Below are 22,834 nucleotides of genomic sequence, written 5' to 3'. Positions count from 1 at the left end.
AAAGCCTTTTGTTATGCTAAAGAAACCAATTCGTCGCTGGCAACTTCTTCATAAAAAGTGTAGAAGTTGTCATAATTTTCGGTTAAATTAAAAGCTAAAGTCGGCTTATTAGAATCTTTAACAAATTTTAACACCACCTCATCAATCTTCTCGTCAGCTAAAACTACTGCATCAGCGTGTGTTATGGCTCCAATATGCAAGCTGTTAGCGTCACCATCGGCAAAAGCTTTGGTATCATCTGCACTCATGTGGTTCATAACGGCTTTTTTATGGAAATCCGCATTTAGTTTTTCATCAAAGCAGTTTTCATATACCGAGTAAACAACCTTTGCATTTTTAAAAGTTGGATCGTTTTTGTAAGTGGTTTTGATATAGGCCGGAACCAAAGAGGTCATCCAGCCATGGCAGTGCACCACATCAGGCGACCAGCCCAGTTTTTTCACAGTTTCTAATGCCCCTTTACAGAAAAAGATAGTTCTTTCATCATTATCTGCATAGAACTTGTTCTCTTTATCCCTAAACACGTACTTTCTTTGGAAATAATCTTCGTTGTCCAAGAAATACACTTGCATACGAGCCGCTGGTATTGACGCCACTTTTATAATTAAAGGGTTGTCATTGTCATCAATAATGATGTTCATCCCTGATAATCGGATCACCTCGTGCAACCTATTTCTTCTTTCATTAATGTTGCCAAATTTGGGCATCAGGATGCGGATTTCAAATCCTTTTTCCTGCATGGCCTGCGGTAACTGGCGGGTAATTTCTGAAATTTTGGTGAGTTCGAGGAAAGGCGACATCTCATGGGTAATAATCAGTAGCTTCGTTTTTGCCATCTCCATATATTATTAAATTACTGTTAATTTAAAGATTATCAAGGGGCAAAGGTACGGAAAATATTAATATTTATCAATATCTTGCTATTCCCGCTTTGTAAGTTTTACAGAAATGCCCAATTTAGCGGGCTCAAAACAAAACGTAATATTGAAAGTAATAGCAACCCTAGCTGAACTTCAGAGCTCGCTAAAACCTTTGAAAACAAGTGGCTTGAAAATAGCATTGGTGCCTACTATGGGCGCTTTGCACCAAGGCCATCTTTCACTAATTGCCGAGGCACAGAAACTAGCCGAAGTAGTGGTGTGCAGTATTTTTGTGAACCCTACTCAGTTTACCGATCCTAAAGACCTCGAAAAATATCCACGCCCTTTGGAGCACGATATTAAAATGCTTAACGAAGCGGGGTGCAATTTTGTGTTTATGCCTTCGGTGAAAGAAATGTACCCTGGATATCCGAAGCCCGAAAGCTGGAAAATAGATTTGGGAGAAGCCGAGTTTGTGCTGGAAGGCGAGTTTAGAAAGGGACATTACCAAGGAGTTACACAAATTGTATATAAGCTTTTTGATGCGGTAAAGCCTGACGTGGCGATGTTTGGTCAAAAGGATTTTCAGCAGGTGCTGATGATCAAGAACATGGTTGAGGCGCTCGGTTTGGATGTGCAAATTGCCGTTTGTCCGATTATCAGGGAAGCCGATGGGCTGGCAATGAGCTCCAGGAATATCCACTTGAGCCAAGCTGACCGGGAACATGCGCTAGCATTGAGCAAAGCTTTGTTCTATATCGAAGCAAATTATAAACGCTTGGACCTTAGCCAACTTTTGGAAAATGCCAAAGCAATGATTAACCAAATGCCCGGCGTAGAATTAGACTATTTGACCATTGCCAACGGCGATACCCTGCGGCCTATTACAGAAAAAACACATCAAAATACTGTTGCTTTGGTTGCCGCTAAGGTTGGACAGACTCGGTTAATCGACAATGTAATCATTAAATAGTTTTTTAACCACCCTTGGTAAACCTAAGGCTTAAATGTGCTGTGGTGCTTTAGGTGGTCAATAACTTAGTTCTATATTGATGTTGGCTTTTTGACTTTAAACTGAAAACTGTTCGATGCAAACTCTAAAACTTAATTCCTAACTTTGCCAAATGATTATCGAGATTCTAAAATCGAAAATACACCGTGTTAGGGTAACCCAGGCTGAGCTTAACTATGTTGGAAGCATTACCATTGATGAAGATTTGATGGATGCGGCCAATATCATTGCCAACGAAAAAGTGCAGATTGTGAACAACAACAATGGCGAACGTTTTGAAACTTATGTTATCAAAGGTGAGCGGGGTACGGGCACGATATGCTTAAACGGCGCTGCGGCAAGAAGAGTGCAGGTTGGCGACATCCTTATCATTATATCCTATGGTTCTCTGCCTATCGAAGAAGCGAAAAAATACCAACCAATTTTAGTTTTCCCCGACGATAACAACCGTTTGCTGAAATAACGGGCGTTAACTCGAGATGTTTTCATCATCATTCCGTTTGTTCTTCCTCGACCTGTAGGTTGCCTGCGCCAAAACTCTAGCGACGGGCCCAATAACTCATGGAGCATGGTTTTTCCCAAAAAGTAAGGCCGCACTTTGAGCTCGCCCACAGGAAATAAATGCTATGTTTGCATAGTATTGTTTGGAAAGTGCTATCTTTGAAATCTAACCAATTTACCTTTTTATGCATTTTGAACTAAGCGAAGAGCAGCAGATGATTAGGCAGGCCGCCAGAGATTTTGCCCAAAATGAATTAAAACCCGGCGTAATAGACCGAGATGAACATCAAAAATTTCCGGCTGAACAAGTTAAAAAGCTTGGCGAGCTCGGATTTCTTGGGATGATGGTTGATCCAAAGTACAATGGCGGAGGTATGGACAGCGTTTCCTATGCCCTGGTGATGGAAGAACTCTCCAAGATAGACGCCTCTGCTTCTGTAGTGGTTTCCGTAAACAACTCCCTGGTTTGTTATGGATTGGAAAAATACGGCACCGAAGCGCAGAAAGAAAAATATCTGAAGCCCTTGGCTGCCGGAACCCAGATAGGCGCCTTTTGCCTTTCGGAACCCGAAGCGGGATCTGATGCCACCTCACAGCAAACTACGGCCGAAGACAAGGGCGATCATTACCTTTTGAACGGAACCAAAAACTGGATTACCAATGGCGGTACCGCTAGTACTTACCTGGTAATTGCCCAAACCCATAAAGAATTAAAACATAAGGGCATCAATGCCTTTATTGTAGAGAAAGGAACTCCCGGCTTTACCGTAGGCCCCAAAGAAAACAAATTGGGCATTCGTGGTTCTGATACCCATTCGTTAATGTTTAATGACGTAAAGGTCCCTAAAGAGAACCGCATTGGTGAAGATGGTTTCGGGTTTAAGTTTGCCATGAAAACCTTGGAAGGCGGACGTATTGGCATTGCTGCGCAGGCTTTGGGCATTGCCGCAGGGGCTTATGAGCTGGCGTTGGCCTATTCCAAAGAACGCAAAGCTTTTGGAAAGCCCATTGCCGACCACCAGGCCATTGCGTTTAAACTTGCGGATATGGCTACTCAGATAGAAGCCGCCAGATTGTTGGTGTACCGTGCCGCTTGGCTAAAAGACCAAGGACTGCCATATACACTGGAAGGATCGATGGCCAAATTATATGCCAGCAAAGTGGCCATGGACGTAACCGTCGAAGCCGTACAAATCCATGGAGGCTATGGCTTTGTAAAAGAATATCACGTAGAGCGATTGATGCGCGACGCCAAGATTACACAAATCTATGAGGGCACTTCCGAAATACAGAAAGTGGTAATCAGCAGGAGTGTACTGGGCTAATTTGCGCTAAAGCTGTTTTGCTGTATTTAATCCGGCCCTTCTTCGGCTTTTCTAGCCAAAGAAGGGCTCTGGTTACGACTCGGCCGTGCCAAAAGCGGCATCCAAAATCATTTTGATTACCGTAACCGCAATGGCTAAGATAGCGGCCGAGAAAAAACCCGAAGTGTTAAATCCCGTCATCCAGCTATCAACCAACAAGATCATCAGCACTGAAATGATGAATGATACCAGGCCCAAGGTTAAAAAGTTTAACACAAAAGTAAACACCCGCAATACCAAACCTATGGTAGCGTTAGCTGCGGCAATTAAAAGAGCGGCAATAATGGCGCTTCCATAGCCATCTACACTAACGCCCGGTACTAAATAAGCCCCAATTAATACGGCAAGGCCCATCAATAGTACTTCTAAAATTAGTTTAATCATAGTAACTTCGTTAAATGTTCAGCAAAATAACACTAATTATTGCATGTTGTTTAATTTTTAGCGCTTGTTTTTTCAAGGGAGATAAAAAATTAGACATCCATTTTTCGGCCGATAGTAGCCAGATTGAGCTTAGCGGGATAGAAGATGCCAACCTTTTCCAGCTCCATAAATACGTAGCCGATACTGCTTTTGCCAAAACTCTACTGAATGTTGTGGTGCAAGATGACGGCCGGGAATTAAAAGATCGTATGGTGACGGGAAGTTTGCAGGTCCAAAACAAGGTACTTGTGTTTAAACCCCACCAACCATTTTCAAAAGGCACCACTTATGTGGTACAAACGGTATTGAACTCAAGCTTCGGAAAAACCAGAGATATCCTTCGCGCTGATTTGGGGCATAACCCTAAAATGCAGGAGAAAAGATTGAGCCGATAGCGGCAGGTCTATTTTGAACATTAGTTAGTGAAGATTGCTATCTTTGGCGGCTAAAGCCCTCCCATGTCTGAACAAAAAACAAGTACCTTCACCAGCTATCAGAAATTAGTGATTTTTTTACTGGCGGTAACGCAATTTACCGTTATTCTTGATTTTATGGTGATGTCGCCATTGGGCGATATTTTGATGAAGTCGCTGAGCCTCAGTCCTAAGGAGTTTGCTGTGGTGGTTTCGGCCTATGCGTTAAGTGCCGGTGTTTCGGGTTTGCTCACAGCGGGTTTTGCCGATCAGTTTGACCGAAAAAAACTGTTATTGTTCTTTTATGCTGGCTTTATATTGGGGACTGTTTTTTGTGGCCTGGCTCATACCTACGCACAATTGGTGGCCGCCCGCATCATCACAGGGATTTTTGGAGGAGTGATCAGCTCAATAGGCATGGCCATTATAACCGACTTGTTTAGCTTGCAGCAGCGGGGCCGGGTAATGGGCTTTGTACAAATGGCGTTTGGGGCCAGTCAGGTGCTAGGAGTTCCTATTGGGCTTTATTTGGCAAATTTATGGGGATGGGAAGCGCCGTTTTGGTTGGTCGTAGCTTTGGCCATTGTTGCTGGTGTTTTTATTGCCATCAAGCTGAGGCCCGTAACCGAACATCTTTTCCTTAAAAAAGAAAAAACAGCCCTCGCCCATTTGTGGCACACCATCAAACAAAAGAAACATCGCATAGGATTTACTTCAACCGCCCTACTTTCCATTGGCGGCTTTATGATGATGCCCTTTGGGAGTGCCTTTGCCATCAATAACCTTGGCATTACCGAAAACCAGCTGCCCATGCTCTTTATGGTAGCGGGCTTGAGTTCGCTCATTATCCTGCCCATGATTGGAAAATTGAGCGACAAGATCAGCAAGATGAAGATCTTTACCTTGGCCTCCATTTGGATGATGGTAATGTGTGTAATTTATACCAATCTTTCGGTTACGCCATTTTTGGTGGTGGTGCTAATCAACGTGTTGATGATGATGGGCGTGATGAGCCGCATGATTCCTTCGCAGGCCCTAACCTCTGCCATTCCAGAACCCCAGGATCGGGGCGCTTTCATGAGCATTAATACCTCCCTGCAGCAAATTGCTGGCGGAGTGGCGTCTATTGCTGCGGGTCTTATCGTAACCTCAAAAGGCAAAGGACAGCCTTTGGAGCATTATGATATGGTGGCCTATGTAATTGTGGTGATTGGCATCATCAGTATCTGGTTAATGAGCAGGGTGAATAAAATTGTGGAGGCCAAAATGGCTAAAATGCCAAACAGTTCTCCTGTGGTTGAGCATTAACTTCTTTGGTGGAAACAATTTTACTATCTTCAGCCAATAAAAACCAAGACAAAAAACTTATTCATTTTATGAAGAAATTATTCGCCGTTTTATTAACGGTATGGGCCTTTAACGCCAGCGCTCAACAAACAGCTTCTACAGCTTTAAATGTCCAACGTTTTCGCATCGCCTTCAATGGCGGATTTAGCCAAATGCTGGCCAAAACATCTTCGGAAGTTCCCGCCGAGGATCGAGACTATGTTGGAGCATTAAAATCGGGATACCACTACGGTATTGATGCCACCTATTTTGTAAAATCATGGGGGCTTGGACTTAAATTTAACCAGTTTAAAAGCTCAAACAGCGGGTTTTCAACATTTGAAGATGCCAGGGTATCGATCAGTGACCACCTGACCACCACTTTTGTTGGCCCAAGTTTTTCGGCCAAAAAATCCAGTGCAAGTAATGTTCACACTTTTGTGTTTGGTTTGGGAATGGGTTACCTGGGCCATCGTGATAACTCCTCTATAGGAAATATACCAGTTAAGTTAACGGGGAGCACATTTGGGGCGGCAATAGATGCCGCTTATGATGTGAAGGTTACTAAATATTTGGCTTTGGGAGCGCAACTGTCAATGGTTGGGGGCTCTTTGAGCAAAATTACCGTAGAAGGCATGGGGGTATCGGAGGTTCGAAAACTGGAAGATAACCAACGGGAAAATTTGAGCAGACTAGATGTTTCCCTGGGTGCCAGATTTAATTTTTAGCGGCTGCAAACAGCGCATTTACCTGCGCTAAATCTCTCTATTTGTTCTATATAAGTGGACAAGGCTTTGTGGCTTTAAAATATTTTTGTATCTTTGCAGAGCAAAACAAGAAAAGAGGGGACGAGTGTCCCCTCTTTTTATTTAGCAAAAAATAACAAAATGCAAGTAGAAAAGAGAGTTGCTGAACTGGTAGAAGAGAAAATTGCGGATAGGCCAGATTTGTTTTTGGTGGAGGTTAAAATGCTTCCAAACAACAAGTTGGTTATTCACGTTGACGGCGACCAAGGCATTAGCATACAGGATTGTGTGGCTATTAGCAGGCATGTAGGCTTCCATTTGGAGGAAGAAAATGCGATTGAAACAGCCTATAATTTAGAAGTTTCTTCTCCCGGCGTGGGCGAAGCCCTAAAACTACATCGGCAATATGTGAAAAATATTGGCCGCGAACTTGGGCTTAAACTGGCCAATGGCGATAAGAAAGAGGGAAAACTGGTAGCGGTGAACGAAAGCGCCATCACCATAGAGGAGAAGATCAAAGAAAAAGGAAAAAAAATACAATTGGTCAACAGCCAAATTGCATTGAACGATATAACAGAAACAAAGGTTTTAATTTCATTTAAGTAAAAATGAACAATATTAATTTAATCGATTCTTTTCAGGAGTTTAAAGACTTCAAGAATATCGACCGCCCTACAGTAATTAGCGTATTGGAAGAGGTGTTTCGCAGTATGTTGCGTAAAAAGTACGGAACTGATGAAAACTGCGACGTAATTGTGAACCCAGATAACGGAGACTTAGAGATCTGGAGAACCAGAAAGGTAATGGAAGACGGTTTTTCTGAAGATGATGATTTGGAAATCGAGCTTGCAGAAGTTCACCAATACGATCCGGATTTAGAAGTGGGCGATGATTACATCGAGCAGATTACCTTAGAAAGCTTTGGCCGTAGAGCAATTTTAGCTGCCCGTCAAACGCTTGTATCTAAAGTATTGGAGCTGGAAAAGGATGAAATCTTCAAGAAATATAAAGATAGGGTAGGCGAGATTGTGACGGGCGAAGTTTACCAAGTTTGGAAAAAAGAAACCTTGGTACTTGATGACGAGGGCAACGAATTATTGATGCCTAAAACAGAACAAATTCCTGCCGATTATTTCAAAAAGGGAGATTCTGTAAAAGCCGTGATCGCTAAGGTGGATATGGTAAACGCTACCCCTAAAATCATCATCTCGAGGGTTGCCCCTGAGTTCCTGCAACGTTTGTTCGAACTTGAAGTGCCAGAGATTTTTGACGGACTGATCACCATCAAAAAAATTGTCCGTGAACCAGGAGAGCGTGCCAAAGTTGCCGTAGAATCCTATGATGACAGGATTGATCCGGTAGGCGCTTGTGTGGGCATGAAAGGATCCCGTATCCACGGTATCGTAAGAGAGCTGAAAAACGAAAATATCGATGTCATCAACTTTACCAACAATATTTCGTTATATATACAACGTGCATTAAGCCCTGCCAAAATCACTTCTATTAAATTAGACGATGAAACGAAACACGCTTCAGTGTACCTAAAGCCAGACCAAGTGTCGTTGGCTATAGGACGTGGAGGCCACAATATTAAACTTGCGGGCAAGTTAACCGGCTATGAAATAGATGTATATCGCGAAGCCGATGAAGAAGACGAGGATGTGGACATTGAAGAATTCTCGGATGAAATTGATAGTTGGATCATTGATGAGTTGAAAGCGATAGGCCTTGATACCGCAAAAAGTGTATTAGCTTTATCTGTGGACGAACTGGTAAAACGTACCGACTTAGAAGAAGAAACCATTAAGGAAGTAGTTGCTATTCTAAAATCAGAATTTGAATAAACACCAGATACTTGAATTAATAAGAATAAACGTTACTTTTGTATAATTAGTAAAAAAAACAGGATAATAAATGTCAGACGACAAAACAATAATGTTATTAAAAGCAGCAAAAGAGCTTAACATAGGATTAGCTACCGCGGTAGAATTCCTTGGGAAGAAGGGCTATGCTGTGGATAATAAGCCCAATACTAAGCTTTCTGGAGAGATGTACAATGTCTTGTTGAGAGAGTTTCAGGGAGATAAAATAGTTAAAGAGGAGGCTAACCAAATAGTTATTGGCAAAATTCGTCGTGATGAACCTGAAGTAACAACAGAGAAAGCTCCTGAACCTGCAAAAAGAAATCAGGATTTTGAAAATGAAGGTGTATTAATTAAAAATCTTCATCAATATACGCCGCCAGTAGAGAAACCTGCGGCCGAAAAACCTGCTGAACCTGAAAAAGAAGCCGCAAAACCTGTAGAGAGCAAGCCCGTTGAAAATGCGGATGATTCTTCATTGCCGGGCGTGAAAGTGATAGGAAAGATTGATCTTAACAATCTGAATCCTAAAAATCGTCAGCCTAAAAAGGAAGAGCCAGTAGCGCCGGCAGCCAAAGAGGAAAAGCCGGTGGAACCGCCAAAGGTTGAAGAAAAACCAGCTGCCCCAGTGGTTAAAGCTGAGGAACCTGTTGCAGCAAAGCCTGAGCCAGTAAAACCTGTTGAGGAAAAACCAGTGCCGGCACCAGCGCCATCGCCAGCAAAACCAGAAGCGCCAAAGGACGAAGTGATTAAAGCCAGATCGGTAAAATTATCTGGGCCAAACATCATTGGTAAAATTGAATTGCCAACTACGCCAGATCGTAGAAATCAGCCTGTGGCTTCTTCGTCTAGCGATAGTGAGGCTGCCAGACGTAAACGTAAGCGTAAAAAAACACCAGGAGCTCCAGGAACCGGCCATCAACAAGGCCAGCAAAGTACAGGCACACCCGGAGGTAATCAGCAAGGCGGTGGTCAAAGACCTCCTTATCAAGGCGGCAATAACCGCCCCGGCGGCGGCCAGGGTGGCGGCTACCAAGGAAACAGAAATAATAGCCGCCCAGGTTATCAAGGAAATAGAAACGCTGCTGCGGGAAATACTCCAAAAGAGGAGCCAACCGAGAAAGAAATACAAGATCAAATTAAGGCAACCCTTGCCCGTTTAAGCGGTGCAGGTAAGTCGGGTAAATTTGCCCAAAGAGCCAAGCTTCGTCGTCAAAAAAGAGACGATGTGGCGCTTTCAGCGGAAGAGGCAGCTTTAGAGGAAGAATTGCAATCAAAAGTGTTGAAAGTAACGGAGTTTGTTACCGCCAACGAATTGGCAAACATGATAGACGTACCGGTAACCAAAGTTATTGGAACCTGTATGAGCCTAGGGATGTTTGTTTCGATTAACCAACGCTTAGATGCCGAAACCTTAACGATTGTTGCCGATGAGTTTGGCTACGAAGTTCAGTTCGTAAAACCAGACGAAGAGGAAGACATCAACATTGAAGAGCTAGATGCAGAAGAGGATCTGGTTCCTCGTGTACCTGTGGTAACCATTATGGGACACGTGGATCACGGTAAAACCTCATTGCTGGATTATATCCGTAAGGCAAATGTAGTTGCTGGTGAAGCCGGTGGTATTACACAGCACATTGGTGCCTATAAAGTAACTACGAGTGCCGGTAAAGAAATTACGTTCTTGGATACACCTGGCCACGAAGCCTTTACTGCCATGCGTGCACGTGGTGCTAAAGTAGCAGATATTGCCATTATTGTGGTAGCTGCCGACGATGCCGTGATGCCCCAAACCAAAGAGGCCATTAACCATGCCCAGGCTGCGGGCGTACCTTTGGTATTTGCATTCACCAAAATTGATAAGCCAGGCGCCAACTCAGACCGAATCCGCGAACAGTTATCAACCATGAATATTTTGGTTGAGGATTGGGGCGGTAAATACCAATCGCAGGAAATTTCAAGTAAAAGCGGTTTAAATGTTGACCTGCTATTGGATAAAGTACTGCTCGAGGCCGAATTATTGGAATTAAAAGCAAACCCCGATAAGCGAGCCACAGGAACTGTTATTGAAGCTACGCTTGATAAAGGACGCGGTATTGTGACAACTGTTTTGGTACAAGGCGGTACTTTAAAAGTTGGAGATCCAATTTTGGCGGGCAGCTACAGCGGAAGGGTAAAAGCATTGTTCAACGAGCGTGGCGCTAAAGTAAGTGAAGCAGGGCCTTCGGTACCAGTTCAGGTATTAGGGATGTCGGGTGCACCAACTGCGGGTGATAGGTTTAACGCCTTGGAAAGCGAAACCGAAGCCAGGGACATTGCCAACAAACGCTTACAGTTAATGCGTGAACAAGGCTTACGTACACAGAAACATATTACCTTGGCAGAAATTGGCCGTCGTTTAGCAATTGGCAACTTCAAGGAGCTTAACTTGATCATCAAAGGTGACGTGGATGGTTCTATCGAAGCGCTGGCCGATTCGTTGCTAAAACTTTCTACCGAGGAAATCCAGATCAATATCATCAGCAAAGGTGTAGGACAGATTTCAGAATCCGACGTATTGTTAGCCTCAGCTTCTGATGCGATCATCGTAGGTTTCCAGGTTCGCCCTTCGGCAGGTGCGCGTAAATTGGCAGAGCAAGAGCAGATCGATATCCGCCTGTACTCGATCATCTACGATGCCATCAACGAAATTAAAACCGCCATGGAAGGTATGTTGGCACCAGAGTTTGAAGAGAAGATTGTGGCTAACGTAGAAATCAGGGAAACCTTTAAAATCTCTAAAGTGGGTACCATTGCAGGATGTATGGTGTTGGATGGTAAGATTACCAGAAACAGCAAAATCCGTATCGTACGTGATGGGGTGGTAATTTACACTGGCGAGCTAGCTTCATTGAAACGCTTTAAAGACGATGTGAAAGAAGTTTCTAAAGGTTACGAATGTGGCTTGAATATCCAAAACTTTAATAATATTGAAGTAGGGGATATTGTGGAAGCTTACGAACAAGTAGAAGTAAAACGTAAACTGTAAGGTTTACCAAATTATAAACATAAAAGGGGACGAATATTCGTCCCCTTTTATGTTTAGGTATCAGAGACCTTTTCATATAAAAGCAAATTCGGGCTTAAATACTTCCCCAGCATCGGACAGAGAGCAATCATGTATTCTCCTTTTTTGTTTTAATTACAGGCCTTTCTATCTTTAAATTTTCGATATTTGTGGACATAAAATAAAGAAGAAACCATAAAATAGTTAGCTCCAATCCCTTTATGAAAAAATTACTTAAGAGGATCTTTAAAATTAAAGAGCGTAATATTGCCGAATTCAAGAAGTCTTATTCCCAAGACGGAGAAGATATGCTAATAAGCGCATTTTTTGATGATATGGGAGGTAGGCCAAATGGGTTCTTTGTAGATATTGGAGCTTTACATCCTTTTAGGTTCTCAAACACTGCTCATTTTTACGAACGAGGTTGGCGCGGAATTAATATTGAGCCAACGCCAGATGCAATGGATCTTTTCGAAAAACATAGAACAAGAGATATCAACCTTAATATTGGGATCGGTGAAAGTTATAGTGAGCTTAGTTTCTATTGCTTTTATGAGCCTGCATTAAATAGTTTTTCAAAGGAATTATCGGAAGAAAGGCATCATACCACGCAATATAAAATTAAAGAAGTTAAGCAGATTGCAATTTACCCTTTGGCCGAGGTATTGGATAAATATCTTCCCGAAAATCAACATATTGATTTTATGACCATAGATGTAGAGGGGTTGGATTTGCAGGTGCTTAAATCTAATAATTGGGACAAATACCAACCAGATTTTATATTCGCCGAAGATATCATACCGTTTTCACAAATTACTAGCTCAGAGGTTTATAAGTTTTTGATAAATAAGGGATATGAACTTGTTGCAAAAACACATAGAACCATGCTGTTTAGACGTAATTAACGCCAATTCATGGACAAAAAATAAGTTATCTGGAAACAATTAGCTTTTTTGTAGCGTTGTAAAGCCCAGAAGTGGAAGTGATTTTATAGATATAAATACCATTGGGAAATTGACTTAAATCTAGCTTTACTACGTGTTTCCCTGTATTTAGATATTCATTTATTGGAGTAGCCATCAGTTTGCCCTGTACAGAATAGATCCTAAGCTCTATCTTATCCGACTCGGGCATTACCACATCAATAGAAGCATACCCACTTGCCGCGGGATTTGGATAGTTTTGTGATACCGTAAACTGCAAAAACCGCTCTGCAATTATCTTGTTTATGGTGTCAAAAATTACAAAGCCAATTATTCTATAGCCCCTGGCATTAGGATGTATATTATCTTGATAAAGCGCAAAATCACGCCTAAATACCCTGTTGATGTCTGCCAGATAAATCCCGTTTTCTTTGACTATTTTCCTATAAAGCGTATTGATTTGAGTAATAACCCCGTTTATACGCCTTGCTCTTGGATCATTTCTATCATCAAAAAACTGGAGAGTAGAAATTACGGGGATTAATTTTTGGTTTAAAACAATTTTAATGATTTGCCTCATATTGGCCTCCGTTTCATCAATGGATTGCCTTCCTGCTTCTATTCTTATGGCGTCATTTACACCCACCATTATGTTGATAAAGCCGGTCTTTCCAAAAATTGCAGCGTTTAATCTAAGTAGGCTTTGGCCAGTGGTTTCGCCTCCTATACCGTATTTTTCTACTTTAATTACTTTGTTAAGGTAGCACTTGGTGAAGTTTTGTGTAAGATAAGATTGAAATTCTAGCCCATTTACACCCTCTACAGTACTTGCTCCAAAAGTGATAACATTAATACTGTCTTTTGAATAATATTGCGCAGACTCTGGACAACTTACCGCTTGGGTCTGGGCCTCCGCATCAAAACATATACCTATAAAAAAGATATAGACGAGAGCGGATATTAATAACTTCATTTTATGTAATGATAGAAAAATATAGAATTACAAATATATGTAATATTTTAGATAGGTCATATGCGTTAACCATAGGATTGTTTTCTTCCTTTTACGCTGTGCATCCTTATTAAGTAATTGATTTACATTGTTGTATGATTTTAGGTTGGCAAAATAAGTAGCCTGTGCTTTTGGGCAAAACTTAGTTTTGTGGCGTTAAATTTTGTTAAATGACCTTTGAATAATATTTCAAAATGCTTTTTTTGCGGAAACTGAAATGATGGGAAATGTAACTGTAGGAAACGAAACGAAGAATTTTGATTTTGTTGATACCATTAGGTGTATCGCAATGATGGGTATTGTATTTGAGCACAGCGTTCATAACGGCACTTACATTTTCAATGATTTTTCTTTCAAGCATTTACTCTATATATGCCTTGGGCAATTGGGTAAATTTGGGACCATCAGCTTTTTTGTGCTGGCAGGTTTTTTATTGGGGAGCAAGTTCACAACCTATTCTTCTTGGGAATATTTTAAGAGAAGGCTAAAAGTTATATTTGTACCGTGGGTAATTTGGTCTCTAATTTATATCCTATGCTGTTTGATACAACAAAAAGTACAACAAAGAAATAACTTTAACCTTACGGCAGAAGTTGTAGATAGATTTAAGGTTACTTATTTGTACACAAATTATTGGTTTATCATTAACTTCCTATTTTGTATCGGTTTGTTACTGATTTTTAAGAAATATCTGTACAGTTGGTGGTTGGGCGGTGTACTTTTTATTTTTACTGCTATCTACAACGTAAATGTTTATACAGAATGGTTTCTTCCTTCCCATACCATTGCCATTTTCGGGTTTGTTTTCTATTTATGGCTTGGCGCTATGGCCAACAAATATTGGCTTGTTATAGAAAGTGTGATTAAAAAAACGCCATACATCATAATAATATCAATAGTTTTGCTCACCTATTTATGGTCGGTTTTTGACGTTGTTCACCTGATTAAAGTGAAGAGCGTTGATCCTTATAATACGTTGAGGATAAGTAACTCATTTTACTCTATCGCCGTTTTAATTTTACTGTTTAAAATTAAAAACTTCAAATTTGTAAATTATCTTAAACCACGTGAAACTACATTTGGTATTTATTTGATACACTATATTTTTGTAGTTATTCTTTTACCAGAAGTATATAGGCCGTTTCACTTGCCTCTTGTTCAAGATATGACTAGTTTAGGGATGATCTTTTTTGTGGTATCAAGATTTGTGGTAGTTTATGGCAGCGCAATGCTGGTGATTTACTTGATATCTAAAACAAAATTGAAATGGATAATTGGACGATAACTATTGAGCAAAGATGTTGAAGTTTGACAAAACAACACCAGTTTTATTTCTGGTTTTTAACAGGCCCGAAACTACAGCGGTTGTATTTGAGGAAATAAGAAAAGCACAACCTTTATATCTATATGTTGCGGCAGATGGGGCTAGAAGTCCAGAAGAGCAATTAAAAGTAGAACAGGTAAGGGATATTGTTCAAAAAGTAGATTGGGACTGTGAAGTTAAAACTCTTTTTAGGGCGCAAAATTTGGGCTGTAGAAAAGCCGTAAGTACTGCTATTGATTGGTTTTTTAGCCATGTAGAAGAAGGGATTATCTTGGAGGACGATTTTGTTTACCGTCCGAGAGCTTTTTTGCGTTTTGTAGCCATCTTTTAGCAGAATATAGGAATGATGATCGTATTGGGCATATCGGCGGAAGTAATTTCCAGATGGGAAAAACGATAGGAGATGGTTCTTATTATTTTTCAAGGTTAACGCACGTTTGGGGCTGGGCTAGTTGGCGTAGGGTATGGAATACTTATGACGTGGACATGAAAAGCTTTGAACAGTTCACCGTTAATCATTTAGAAAACTTAGCCAGCCATGCAGCTTATCGTAATATATGGTACAGAAATCTTTCGGCAACGTTTCATCAAAACATCAATACTTGGGATTATCAATATGCTTATTGTAACCTAATCAATAATAGGCTAAGTATTATCCCCAATAGCAATATGATTAAAAATATTGGTTTTGGAGAAGATGCAACCCATACCTTTGGCGACCACCCACATGCAAATTTACCTACTCATGAAATTACGGAAATAATAGCTCCCAGCTTTTTTATCCCCGATGCCCAAGCTGATCTTTTTACTCAAAGCGTGGAGCATCCAATAGTGCCCGAAAGGCGCAAAGGGCTATTGTCAAGAACTTGGAAGTCTGTTAAACAAAAACTAAAGGATAAGGGAAACTAGGATTCCTTTTCCAGGCAACAGGCTATACCTGAATACCTAGATTAAAGATCGATAGATGTTTAGGGTTTTCGCAACGCATTTTTCTATGGTATAGCGGGCAAGCTCTTTTTTGCCATCTTCCTTTAACTGGCTGGCTAATTTCCGGTCGTTAATGAGTAAATCAAGTTTAGCGATCAATGAATCTAGGTTGTCTTTTTCGAAAAATAGTGCGCTCTGCGCTGTAGCAATTTCTTCAAAGCAGCTACTGCGGTTAAGAATTACCGGACAGTCATTTTTAAAAGCCTCTAATATAGGAAGGCCAAATCCTTCGTAGCTTGACGGATATACAAAGCAAATTGCGTTTCTGTAAAGCGTATTCAATTGCTCGTCGGTTGCGGAAATTTGTTGTATTTTATCTGTAAGACCATTTCTTATCAGATATTCTGTTTCTCCATAAGCCAACGGCCCGCCTCCGGCGAGTACAAGCTTTACATCAGGATATTTTTTGGAAATTACCTTGTAGGCCTCAGCAAGCATATAAAAGTTCTTGTAGCTCCATCGGCCACCTACAAATAGGATATAGTTTTCTGGCAGCTTCTCTACGGGGGTGTATAGGTTTGGGGCTAAATCAATACCATGGTGCACCACTTCTATCTTTTCCGCTTTTATGTTACTGTACTTTAGAATATCATTTTTGGTGTGTTCAGATATTGCAATGATTTTATCCGCACGTTCCATCATAACTCTTTTGTAATATGGAAGAGGATCTGTTGCCGGGAACATTTCTGGCAGGGCCTCATAGGTCATGTCATGTACCGTTAAAACCATAGGCCTTTTAAGGTTCTTCAGCACGTAGGGATTAAAGTATGTAGGATGTAATATCGAAAAATCGCCTTTCTTGATCAAGTATTTACAATAGGAGTTATTACGTATTTGTAGCCGCTGTGGTGTTTTGAACAAGGAGTTATAAATTTTATGACGTAAAACCTGATGTTCATTCCTGATATAGTAGTTGTTTGAGCGTAATACACCAAGTTTATAATCTATGTCTTCCGTATCCTTAATGCCATCAATAATATATTTAAAGTACCTTGATATACCGCCATAAATTTGATCAGTAAATGTTTGATGGTCGAAAAGGATTTTCATAGCGGTTGGGTTATTGCGTTTTTGAATTGTATTTAGGCAAGAATAAAAGGATAACTTTCATAAAGGCCTTTAAAAATGCGTATGCAACTTTGTGTTTTTTGATGTGCATAAACTGTTGCAACTTTTTAAATTCCAGCTCTTTTAAATAATTGTAATCAGCAATAAACTCAGGGAAAAGCTTGTTTAAAGAGGCTTCTCTTTCGGCGTACATTGCAGGATGGTTATCTGTATTTGAAGACAGGCCCGTAGCTTCATAAACCGTTACAATTATAGGCAAATGTTTATAGGACGCTTCTTTTTTGCAAATGGCATAGGCAAAAAATTCCCAATCCGAAACTATTTTAAAATTCTCGTTATAATAGAAAATAGAATCGAATAAATCTTTTTTGATAAAAGAGGCCTGGTGAGAAATGTTGTGGTTGTAAAAGAACTTAAAAGTTAGTTTGTCTGGAAATGTGCGATGTTCTTTCTTAAAACCTTCATCATAAATAATATCGCCATAATAAATATCCAGGTCTTCGCTAAATTCTTTGATAATAGTTTGTATCGTCGTTTTTTCGTACAAACAATCTCCACTGTTTAAAAAAAGCAGGTAAGTGCCTTTAGACATTTTTATGCCTTTGTTCATGGCATTATATATGCCTTTGTCAGGCTCACTTAACCACTTGTCAATTTTATTGGAGTTTTCTTGTATTAAATCACTACTTCCGTCCGTACTATTTCCATCAATAACGATATACTCGAATTGTTCACGAGATTGTTGCGTGAACACGGAATCCATCGTTTGTTTAAGCCCCTTGAGGTTGTTGTAGTTGATGGTTATGATTGACAAAATCGGATTCATCGGGAATTTAGAGATTTTAGAAGCATATTAATTTTGACTGATACGGCTTCGGGCGTAAAGGGAAGCAAGGCCTCAATGGAATTTTTCCTGATCTTTTCCCAAAGATATTGATCATTATATAATGTTAAGATCTTTTGGGCGAAAAGAAGATTTTCATTTGCGGTCAGTACCTGTTCGCCGTCAACAAGGTTCATCCCCTCTACTCCTATATCGGTAGAAACTATCGGTAAGCCAAACTCTAAGCTTTGTCCAATTTTACCTTTCATGCCGGCGCCATAACGTAAGGGAGCTACAAATATCCTGTTGTTGTTAAAATACTCGCTTACGTCTTCAACGTAACCTGGTACAATAACTTTTTCTGAGGCCAACTCGAGTACCTCCGCGGGCGGATTGCTTCCCAACAAGGTTACTACCATCGCAGGATCTTTTTCCCAAACAGTAGGCATAATGTGATGAATAAGCCATTTGGCCGCATCTACATTGGGTTTATGTGCGTAGCCGCCAATAAAAAGCAGTCCCTTTCTTTCGTTGAAAGGCCTGGCCTCATTTGAATTGGAAAGAATATGGATATTGGGAACTACTTCCACATGTTTTATACCTTCTTTTATCAACGATTCCTTCTCATCCTGGGTTACCGTTAGTGTTAAGTCAGATTTTTTAGCAAAGGAAAGCTCTTGGTCTTTTAATGAATTAGCCTCACTTTGCAATTCCGCAGAGTTTAGCAGTTTTGCCTCCCTGCCAATCCTCACATAGTGAAGATCCACAGTGTCATAAACAATTTTCTGTTTATCGGTAAAGTAACCCTGTAAGGAAGCATAGTTGTGAGGTTTGCAAACCCAGATCAGATTGATATCTGCCAATTGTTGCTGTAGCAGCTGGAGCATCCCATTTCTGTTGGGAAACCTATAAAGCACCTGAACACCTTTGGCCGCAAGTTTTTCGAAGTACCTGCTATTCTTTATACCCGTGTTGGGAAGAAATGTTACGTGATTTCCCAGGGAAAGGAGTATCTGAATAATCTGATTAAGCCTTACCGAGCCTGAGTCTTTGTCGGGTTCGGGAATATTGTCGTCTATCATGATAATTCGATGGCCGAAGTATTTCGATACAGCAGCTTTTACGTCATTCGGTTTAGGGTATAAATTCAAATCTACCCCAATATTTTCGCTCAACTTTTCTATCGCTTGTCTATCCTGTTGAATTGCCGAAAAATCCTTATAGCAAACAACTTTAGATAGCGCTTGGTAAACTACTTTCTTTTTTAGTCCATGTCTAACGGCAAAAGAAAGTTCGACATCAGAATAATCCCTTAAGTCAAATTTCGCCACATCATCGAAATCTTTTTTGCGAAGTAGCATGCAAGCAGTGGCGCAATAATCTGCTTCTCTGGCATAATTGTAAATAGGGTTGTTAATATCCTCAAATTTGCCATAGCTGGTTACGCTTGCGTCTGAGAAAATGATCCCTCCTGCTTGTTGGAGTATTCCGTTGGTATAAATTAACTGACTACCAGCTAGGCCAACATTTTTATCCTGTAGGGTTTCTAGCAAGCTAGACAGCCAGTTTTTTTTAACTTGAACATGGTTGTTTAACAGGCAAATAAACTCGCCTTTGGCAAAACCCGAGGCTTTACCATAGCAAGCCGAAAGGCCTAGAGCCTTTTCATTGGTAATATATGTAATCTCCTTGATTTGGCTTTGAAAGAAGCTTTTGCTGAAATCTGTGGGGCAGTCATCAACGATGATGATTTGAAAAGGAATTTCCCTTGCGGTGTTTTCGGAAATGGACCGCAGGCAGTTATAAGTGAAGGCTAAATCATCTCCCGCAGGGATGACTATACTCACGGTTGGATTTTCGTGATTTGGAAAATCCAAGGACACCTGTTTTAACGATTTGATATTTAACAGCGGCAATAATCTTGGTTCCAAAAAAAATCGATAACCAAATAATGTAGCTATAATATCTTTGAACTTTGATATAAAAGGATTGGTCTTTTTTGGTGATTCTATAAAAGAAAAAGGCGTGTTAATCAGTTGTGCAAAAGAATGGTATGCTGATTTTTTGAATAATATGATGGAAAAAAAAACAAGTGTTAACCTCAATAAATACTTTGGCCATAACAATGGGTGCAAACAAAATAGCTTTGATTTTCCATTTTGCTTAGCGAGGCTATATTCCCTTATTATTTTGAAGGAATTTTTGTAGTTGTATTTATCTATCCAGCGGTATGCCTTCATTTATTTAGTTTGAAACCCAGAGGAATATTAAATATGGAATTAGGCCTTTTTAATTTTAGCTCCCCAAATATGCTTAAAAATAAAATTGAATTTGCTTAAAGCCCCTTTTTTGGAGATGTATAGCAGCAATTTGTAATTGGCAAACATCAGTAAAACCAACCTGATAGATAGGTAGCTATCCAGTCTGCTTCTTTGGTATTTTAAAAGTTTTTCGATAAACTCTTTATCCTTGAGCTTTGTAAAACTGCTGAAAATCTCCATCTCTTTTATTGCAGCAACAATTTTGGCCCTGCCAATGGTTACCGGCCTGTTTTTGTCACGCTTTATTTTTAAAATGTTGGTGTCGGAGTTTTCGTGTTGCCTATATTTTACCAGTTTTTGATCTATGTATGAGATGGAACCTAGGTTGGCTGCTACAAAAGCCATCCATCTATCGTGGAACATGCCCTTTGGGAAAGGAAGACAATGGTTGGTAAGTTCTCGTTTGAAAAGGCTAGCGTGGCCAGAAACGCAATTATAGAATAAAAAAGGTTGAGGGCTATTGCCTTGGTACATGTTCAGAATTTGAGAAATAGAAGAATGAAGCGGATCCCCGTTTTGATCTATAAACTCAGAATCATGATAAATGAGCATGTTATCGCCAATGGCTTCTAATTGCAGGGCTATTTTATTGGCGGCCCAAATATCGTCTTGGTCACACAGGGCAATATAATCCCCATTGCATAAAGAAATAGCCTTCTCAAAATTCTTGATATACCCTAAATTTTGATCGTTATAATATACGCTAAAGTTCGGATGCTTTTCCTCGTATTGTTTAAGCAGGTTAACTGTGCCGTCTTTTGAACAGTCGTCCACCACAACAATTTCTAGAGGTCCGTAAGTTTGAGCGATAACTGAATCGAGCTGTTCTTGTAGGAAACGCTCACCATTGTAGGTGCAAACCGCAATTGAAACTAAGGGTTGTTTATTGTTCATGAAAAGCCTGCATTTCAATTAAACGATGATAAAGCCCTTTTTGGGCAAGTAGTTCGTTATGGTTGCCTTGTTCAACAATTTGTCCTTTGTCAATCACCACAATTTTATCGGCATGTTGTATGGTGCTTAAACGGTGTGCAATTACCACCGAAGTACGGTTTTGCATCAGGTTGTTTAAAGCTTCCTGCACCAGTTTTTCTGACTCGGTATCCAATGCCGAGGTGGCTTCATCCAACAGCATAATTGGAGGGTTGGCCAACACGGCACGGGCAATACAAACCCTTTGCCGCTGCCCTCCAGAGAGTTTGTTGCCACGATCACCGACAGTAGTGTGATAACCATTTTCCGTATTTAGGATAAAGTCGTGGGCATTGGCAATTTTTGCCGCGGCAATAACTTCCTCTTCGGTAGCATCTGGTTTGCCAAAGGCGATGTTATTGAATATCGAATCGTTAAAAAGAAAGGATTCCTGATTAACAATCCCCATTTTAGACCTGATGCTTTCAACAGTCACATCTTCATAGTCATGTCCATCAATAAGGATACTTCCTTCTTTTGGTGCGTAAAAACGAGGAATTAAATCCATCAGCGTACTTTTTCCGCCACCAGAAGGGCCAACCAAGGCAAAGGTTTTCCCTTTTTCGATTTTTAGGTTAATGTTTTTTAAGATTTCTTTTTCGCCATACGAGAAGCTTACATTTTTCAGCTCCAAAGCCTGGTTAAAGCTCTCTAGGTTTTTCGCATCAGCTTTGTTAGTGAGCTCAGGCTTGGTATCAATCAGTCCAAGCACCCTTTCGCCGGCGGCAATGCCCGAGTGTATGCCGCTAAACGAATCGGTTAAGGATTTGGCCGGGCGCATCACCTGCGAAAAAATAGCGATGTAAGCAATGAAATCCGAAGGAGCCAAAGCATCCTGCTCATTGTGCAAAATCAAAGTGCCGCCGTACCAAACAATAATGGCCACCATAAGTACGCCCAAAAATTCTGACACCGGAGAGCCCAACTGTTGCCTTCTTACCATTTTACGGGTAAGGTTTGAGTAGAAGATGTTTTCTTGGTTGAACTTCTCTTTGATCCGGTTTGATGCGTTAAAGGCCTTGATGATTTTGATGCCGCCCAAAGCTTCGTCCAAAAAGCCAATCATTTTGGCAAATGACTCATGCGCTTCTTTGGCCTGTTGTTTAAGCCGCTTTACAATTTTACTGATAATGAACGCCGACACCGGAATAACCAACAAAGAAAACAGCGTTAGCTTTACGGAAATCAGCAACAGCATAACAATGTACACAATGAGCGTAACGGGTTCCTTAAAAACTACCTGTAGGGTGTTGGTTACCGTAAACTGTACCACCTGTACGTCTGAAGCTACTTTGGAAATGATGTCGCCTTTTCTTTCGTTACTAAAATAACCAACATGCAAATTCATCACGTTGTTAAAAACCGTTCTCCTGAAATTCAACAGGGTGTGCACCCTTAGGTCTTCCATTACCCTTTGCGAAAAGTATTTGAAAAGGTTGGAAAGCAATACCGAGCAAACAATAACGATACAGACATAGGCTAAGGTTTTTTCGGCCCCAACGGCATTGATGGAGTCGTTAACGAATTGCCTAAACTGGCCAAGGATATCAAAATCAGAAGAGGGTTGTTTTGAGGAGCCTGGAGCACTTATGGTAGCTTTATTTGCTTGGAGCAAGGTCTCAAAAAGAGGAGATAACAGCGCAAGATTTAAAGTGCCAAACAAAATCGAAAGCATGGTTGCAATCACATAGGGGATTGCGAACTTCTCGATGGGTTTGGCAAAGGATAATAACCTGAAATATATTTTCATCTAAAGTCTATAAAAAGAAAACAAAGTTAAGGTTTTTAAGAAATCTTCTGTCATTGCATTATATTTACTCCTTTCAACCAAAGTTTTAAATTTATGGTGTT

At 40.5% G+C, this 22,834-nt stretch carries 21 protein-coding genes; 13 read left to right on the top strand and 8 right to left on the bottom strand.

Going from position 1 to position 22,834, the window contains the following annotated elements; genetic code table 11:
- Positions 1–11: 11 nt before the first annotated feature.
- Entirely contained in the window at positions 12–836 is an 825-nt protein-coding gene (locus DUT71_RS01865; protein WP_113661082.1) for a glycogen/starch synthase, read from the bottom strand.
- A 148-nt stretch (positions 837–984) separates the two neighbouring features.
- Between DUT71_RS01865 and panC the strand changes: the two genes are divergently transcribed.
- The 3 genes from panC to DUT71_RS01850 all read left to right on the top strand — a co-directional run bounded on the left by panC (position 985) and on the right by DUT71_RS01850 (position 3,698).
- Positions 985–1,833 carry a pantoate--beta-alanine ligase gene (gene panC, locus DUT71_RS01860; protein ID WP_113661081.1) on the top strand — a complete coding sequence of 283 codons (849 nt, stop codon included), beginning with the start codon at positions 985–987 and terminating at the stop codon, positions 1,831–1,833.
- A gap of 151 nt (positions 1,834–1,984) precedes the next feature.
- A complete protein-coding gene (panD, locus tag DUT71_RS01855) occupies positions 1,985–2,335 on the top strand; it encodes an aspartate 1-decarboxylase (protein WP_113660817.1) in 351 nt (116 codons plus the stop codon).
- A 223-nt stretch (positions 2,336–2,558) separates the two neighbouring features.
- Positions 2,559–3,698 (top strand): acyl-CoA dehydrogenase, encoded by a 1,140-nt coding sequence (locus tag DUT71_RS01850; RefSeq protein WP_113660816.1) that lies wholly within the window; start codon positions 2,559–2,561, stop codon positions 3,696–3,698.
- 72 nt (positions 3,699–3,770) lie between these two features.
- On the opposite strand, the gene DUT71_RS01845 is transcribed toward DUT71_RS01850, so the two are convergent.
- Entirely contained in the window at positions 3,771–4,118 is a 348-nt protein-coding gene (locus tag DUT71_RS01845) for a phage holin family protein (protein WP_113661080.1), read from the bottom strand.
- 17 nt (positions 4,119–4,135) lie between these two features.
- Here DUT71_RS01845 and DUT71_RS01840 point away from each other — a divergent pair, with 17 nt between their 5' ends.
- The 7 genes from DUT71_RS01840 to DUT71_RS01810 all read left to right on the top strand — a co-directional run bounded on the left by DUT71_RS01840 (position 4,136) and on the right by DUT71_RS01810 (position 12,458).
- Entirely contained in the window at positions 4,136–4,555 is a 420-nt protein-coding gene (locus DUT71_RS01840) for an Ig-like domain-containing protein (RefSeq protein ID WP_113660815.1), read from the top strand.
- Between the two features lie 63 nt (positions 4,556–4,618).
- Positions 4,619–5,881, top strand: a complete 1,263-nt coding sequence (locus DUT71_RS01835; RefSeq protein ID WP_113660814.1) for an MFS transporter — start codon at positions 4,619–4,621, stop codon at positions 5,879–5,881.
- Between the two features lie 68 nt (positions 5,882–5,949).
- Positions 5,950–6,627 carry a hypothetical protein gene (locus DUT71_RS01830; RefSeq protein WP_162795913.1) on the top strand — a complete coding sequence of 226 codons (678 nt, stop codon included), beginning with the start codon at positions 5,950–5,952 and terminating at the stop codon, positions 6,625–6,627.
- 159 nt (positions 6,628–6,786) lie between these two features.
- Positions 6,787–7,251, top strand: a complete 465-nt coding sequence (gene rimP / locus DUT71_RS01825) for a ribosome assembly cofactor RimP (protein WP_113660812.1) — start codon at positions 6,787–6,789, stop codon at positions 7,249–7,251.
- 2 nt (positions 7,252–7,253) lie between these two features.
- Positions 7,254–8,489 (top strand): transcription termination factor NusA, encoded by a 1,236-nt coding sequence (gene nusA / locus DUT71_RS01820; protein WP_113660811.1) that lies wholly within the window; start codon positions 7,254–7,256, stop codon positions 8,487–8,489.
- 70 nt (positions 8,490–8,559) lie between these two features.
- Positions 8,560–11,535: a translation initiation factor IF-2 gene (gene infB, locus DUT71_RS01815; RefSeq protein ID WP_113660810.1), complete on the top strand. Its 2,976-nt coding sequence runs from the start codon at positions 8,560–8,562 to the stop codon at positions 11,533–11,535.
- A 239-nt stretch (positions 11,536–11,774) separates the two neighbouring features.
- Positions 11,775–12,458: an FkbM family methyltransferase gene (locus tag DUT71_RS01810; RefSeq protein ID WP_113660809.1), complete on the top strand. Its 684-nt coding sequence runs from the start codon at positions 11,775–11,777 to the stop codon at positions 12,456–12,458.
- 25 nt (positions 12,459–12,483) lie between these two features.
- Here the strand turns inward: DUT71_RS01810 and DUT71_RS01805 are convergent, their stop codons facing one another.
- Positions 12,484–13,449 carry a GDSL-type esterase/lipase family protein gene (locus tag DUT71_RS01805; protein WP_113660808.1) on the bottom strand — a complete coding sequence of 322 codons (966 nt, stop codon included), beginning with the start codon at positions 13,447–13,449 and terminating at the stop codon, positions 12,484–12,486.
- Positions 13,450–13,705: 256 nt separating this feature from the next.
- Here DUT71_RS01805 and DUT71_RS01800 point away from each other — a divergent pair, with 256 nt between their 5' ends.
- From DUT71_RS01800 to DUT71_RS20320, 3 genes are read left to right on the top strand one after another with little or no spacing between them, the layout of a single operon-like run.
- Complete coding sequence (locus DUT71_RS01800) at positions 13,706–14,773, top strand: acyltransferase family protein (RefSeq protein ID WP_113660807.1); 1,068 nt, start codon at positions 13,706–13,708, stop codon at positions 14,771–14,773.
- 13 nt (positions 14,774–14,786) lie between these two features.
- Positions 14,787–15,143, top strand: a complete 357-nt coding sequence (locus DUT71_RS20325) for a hypothetical protein (protein WP_205313814.1) — start codon at positions 14,787–14,789, stop codon at positions 15,141–15,143.
- Positions 15,144–15,196: 53 nt separating this feature from the next.
- A complete protein-coding gene (locus DUT71_RS20320; protein ID WP_205313812.1) occupies positions 15,197–15,721 on the top strand; it encodes a hypothetical protein in 525 nt (174 codons plus the stop codon).
- 36 nt (positions 15,722–15,757) lie between these two features.
- Here DUT71_RS20320 and DUT71_RS01790 read toward each other — a convergent pair whose 3' ends face one another.
- From DUT71_RS01790 to DUT71_RS01770, 5 genes are all read right to left on the bottom strand, one after another.
- Positions 15,758–16,849 carry a glycosyltransferase family 4 protein gene (locus DUT71_RS01790; protein WP_113660806.1) on the bottom strand — a complete coding sequence of 364 codons (1,092 nt, stop codon included), beginning with the start codon at positions 16,847–16,849 and terminating at the stop codon, positions 15,758–15,760.
- Between the two features lie 10 nt (positions 16,850–16,859).
- Positions 16,860–17,693, bottom strand: coding sequence for a glycosyltransferase family 2 protein (locus tag DUT71_RS01785; RefSeq protein ID WP_113660805.1), 834 nt, complete (start codon positions 17,691–17,693; stop codon positions 16,860–16,862).
- On the bottom strand, positions 17,690–19,621 hold the full coding sequence (locus DUT71_RS01780; RefSeq protein ID WP_162795912.1) for a glycosyltransferase: 1,932 nt from the start codon (positions 19,619–19,621) through the stop codon (positions 17,690–17,692). Before DUT71_RS01780 ends, DUT71_RS01785 begins: the two co-directional genes overlap by 4 nt.
- Before the next feature lie 348 nt (positions 19,622–19,969).
- Positions 19,970–20,905: a glycosyltransferase family 2 protein gene (locus DUT71_RS01775; protein ID WP_113660803.1), complete on the bottom strand. Its 936-nt coding sequence runs from the start codon at positions 20,903–20,905 to the stop codon at positions 19,970–19,972.
- Positions 20,895–22,733, bottom strand: coding sequence for an ABC transporter ATP-binding protein (locus tag DUT71_RS01770; RefSeq protein WP_113660802.1), 1,839 nt, complete (start codon positions 22,731–22,733; stop codon positions 20,895–20,897). Before DUT71_RS01770 ends, DUT71_RS01775 begins: the two co-directional genes overlap by 11 nt.
- Positions 22,734–22,834: the final 101 nt, after the last annotated feature.

It is taken from the genome of Pedobacter nanyangensis (genome assembly GCF_003313505.1).
Classification (GTDB): Bacteria; Bacteroidota; Bacteroidia; order Sphingobacteriales; family Sphingobacteriaceae; genus Pedobacter; species Pedobacter nanyangensis.
Note: the sequence above shows the minus strand (reverse complement) of the source record. Positions and strands in the feature narration are given on the sequence as shown.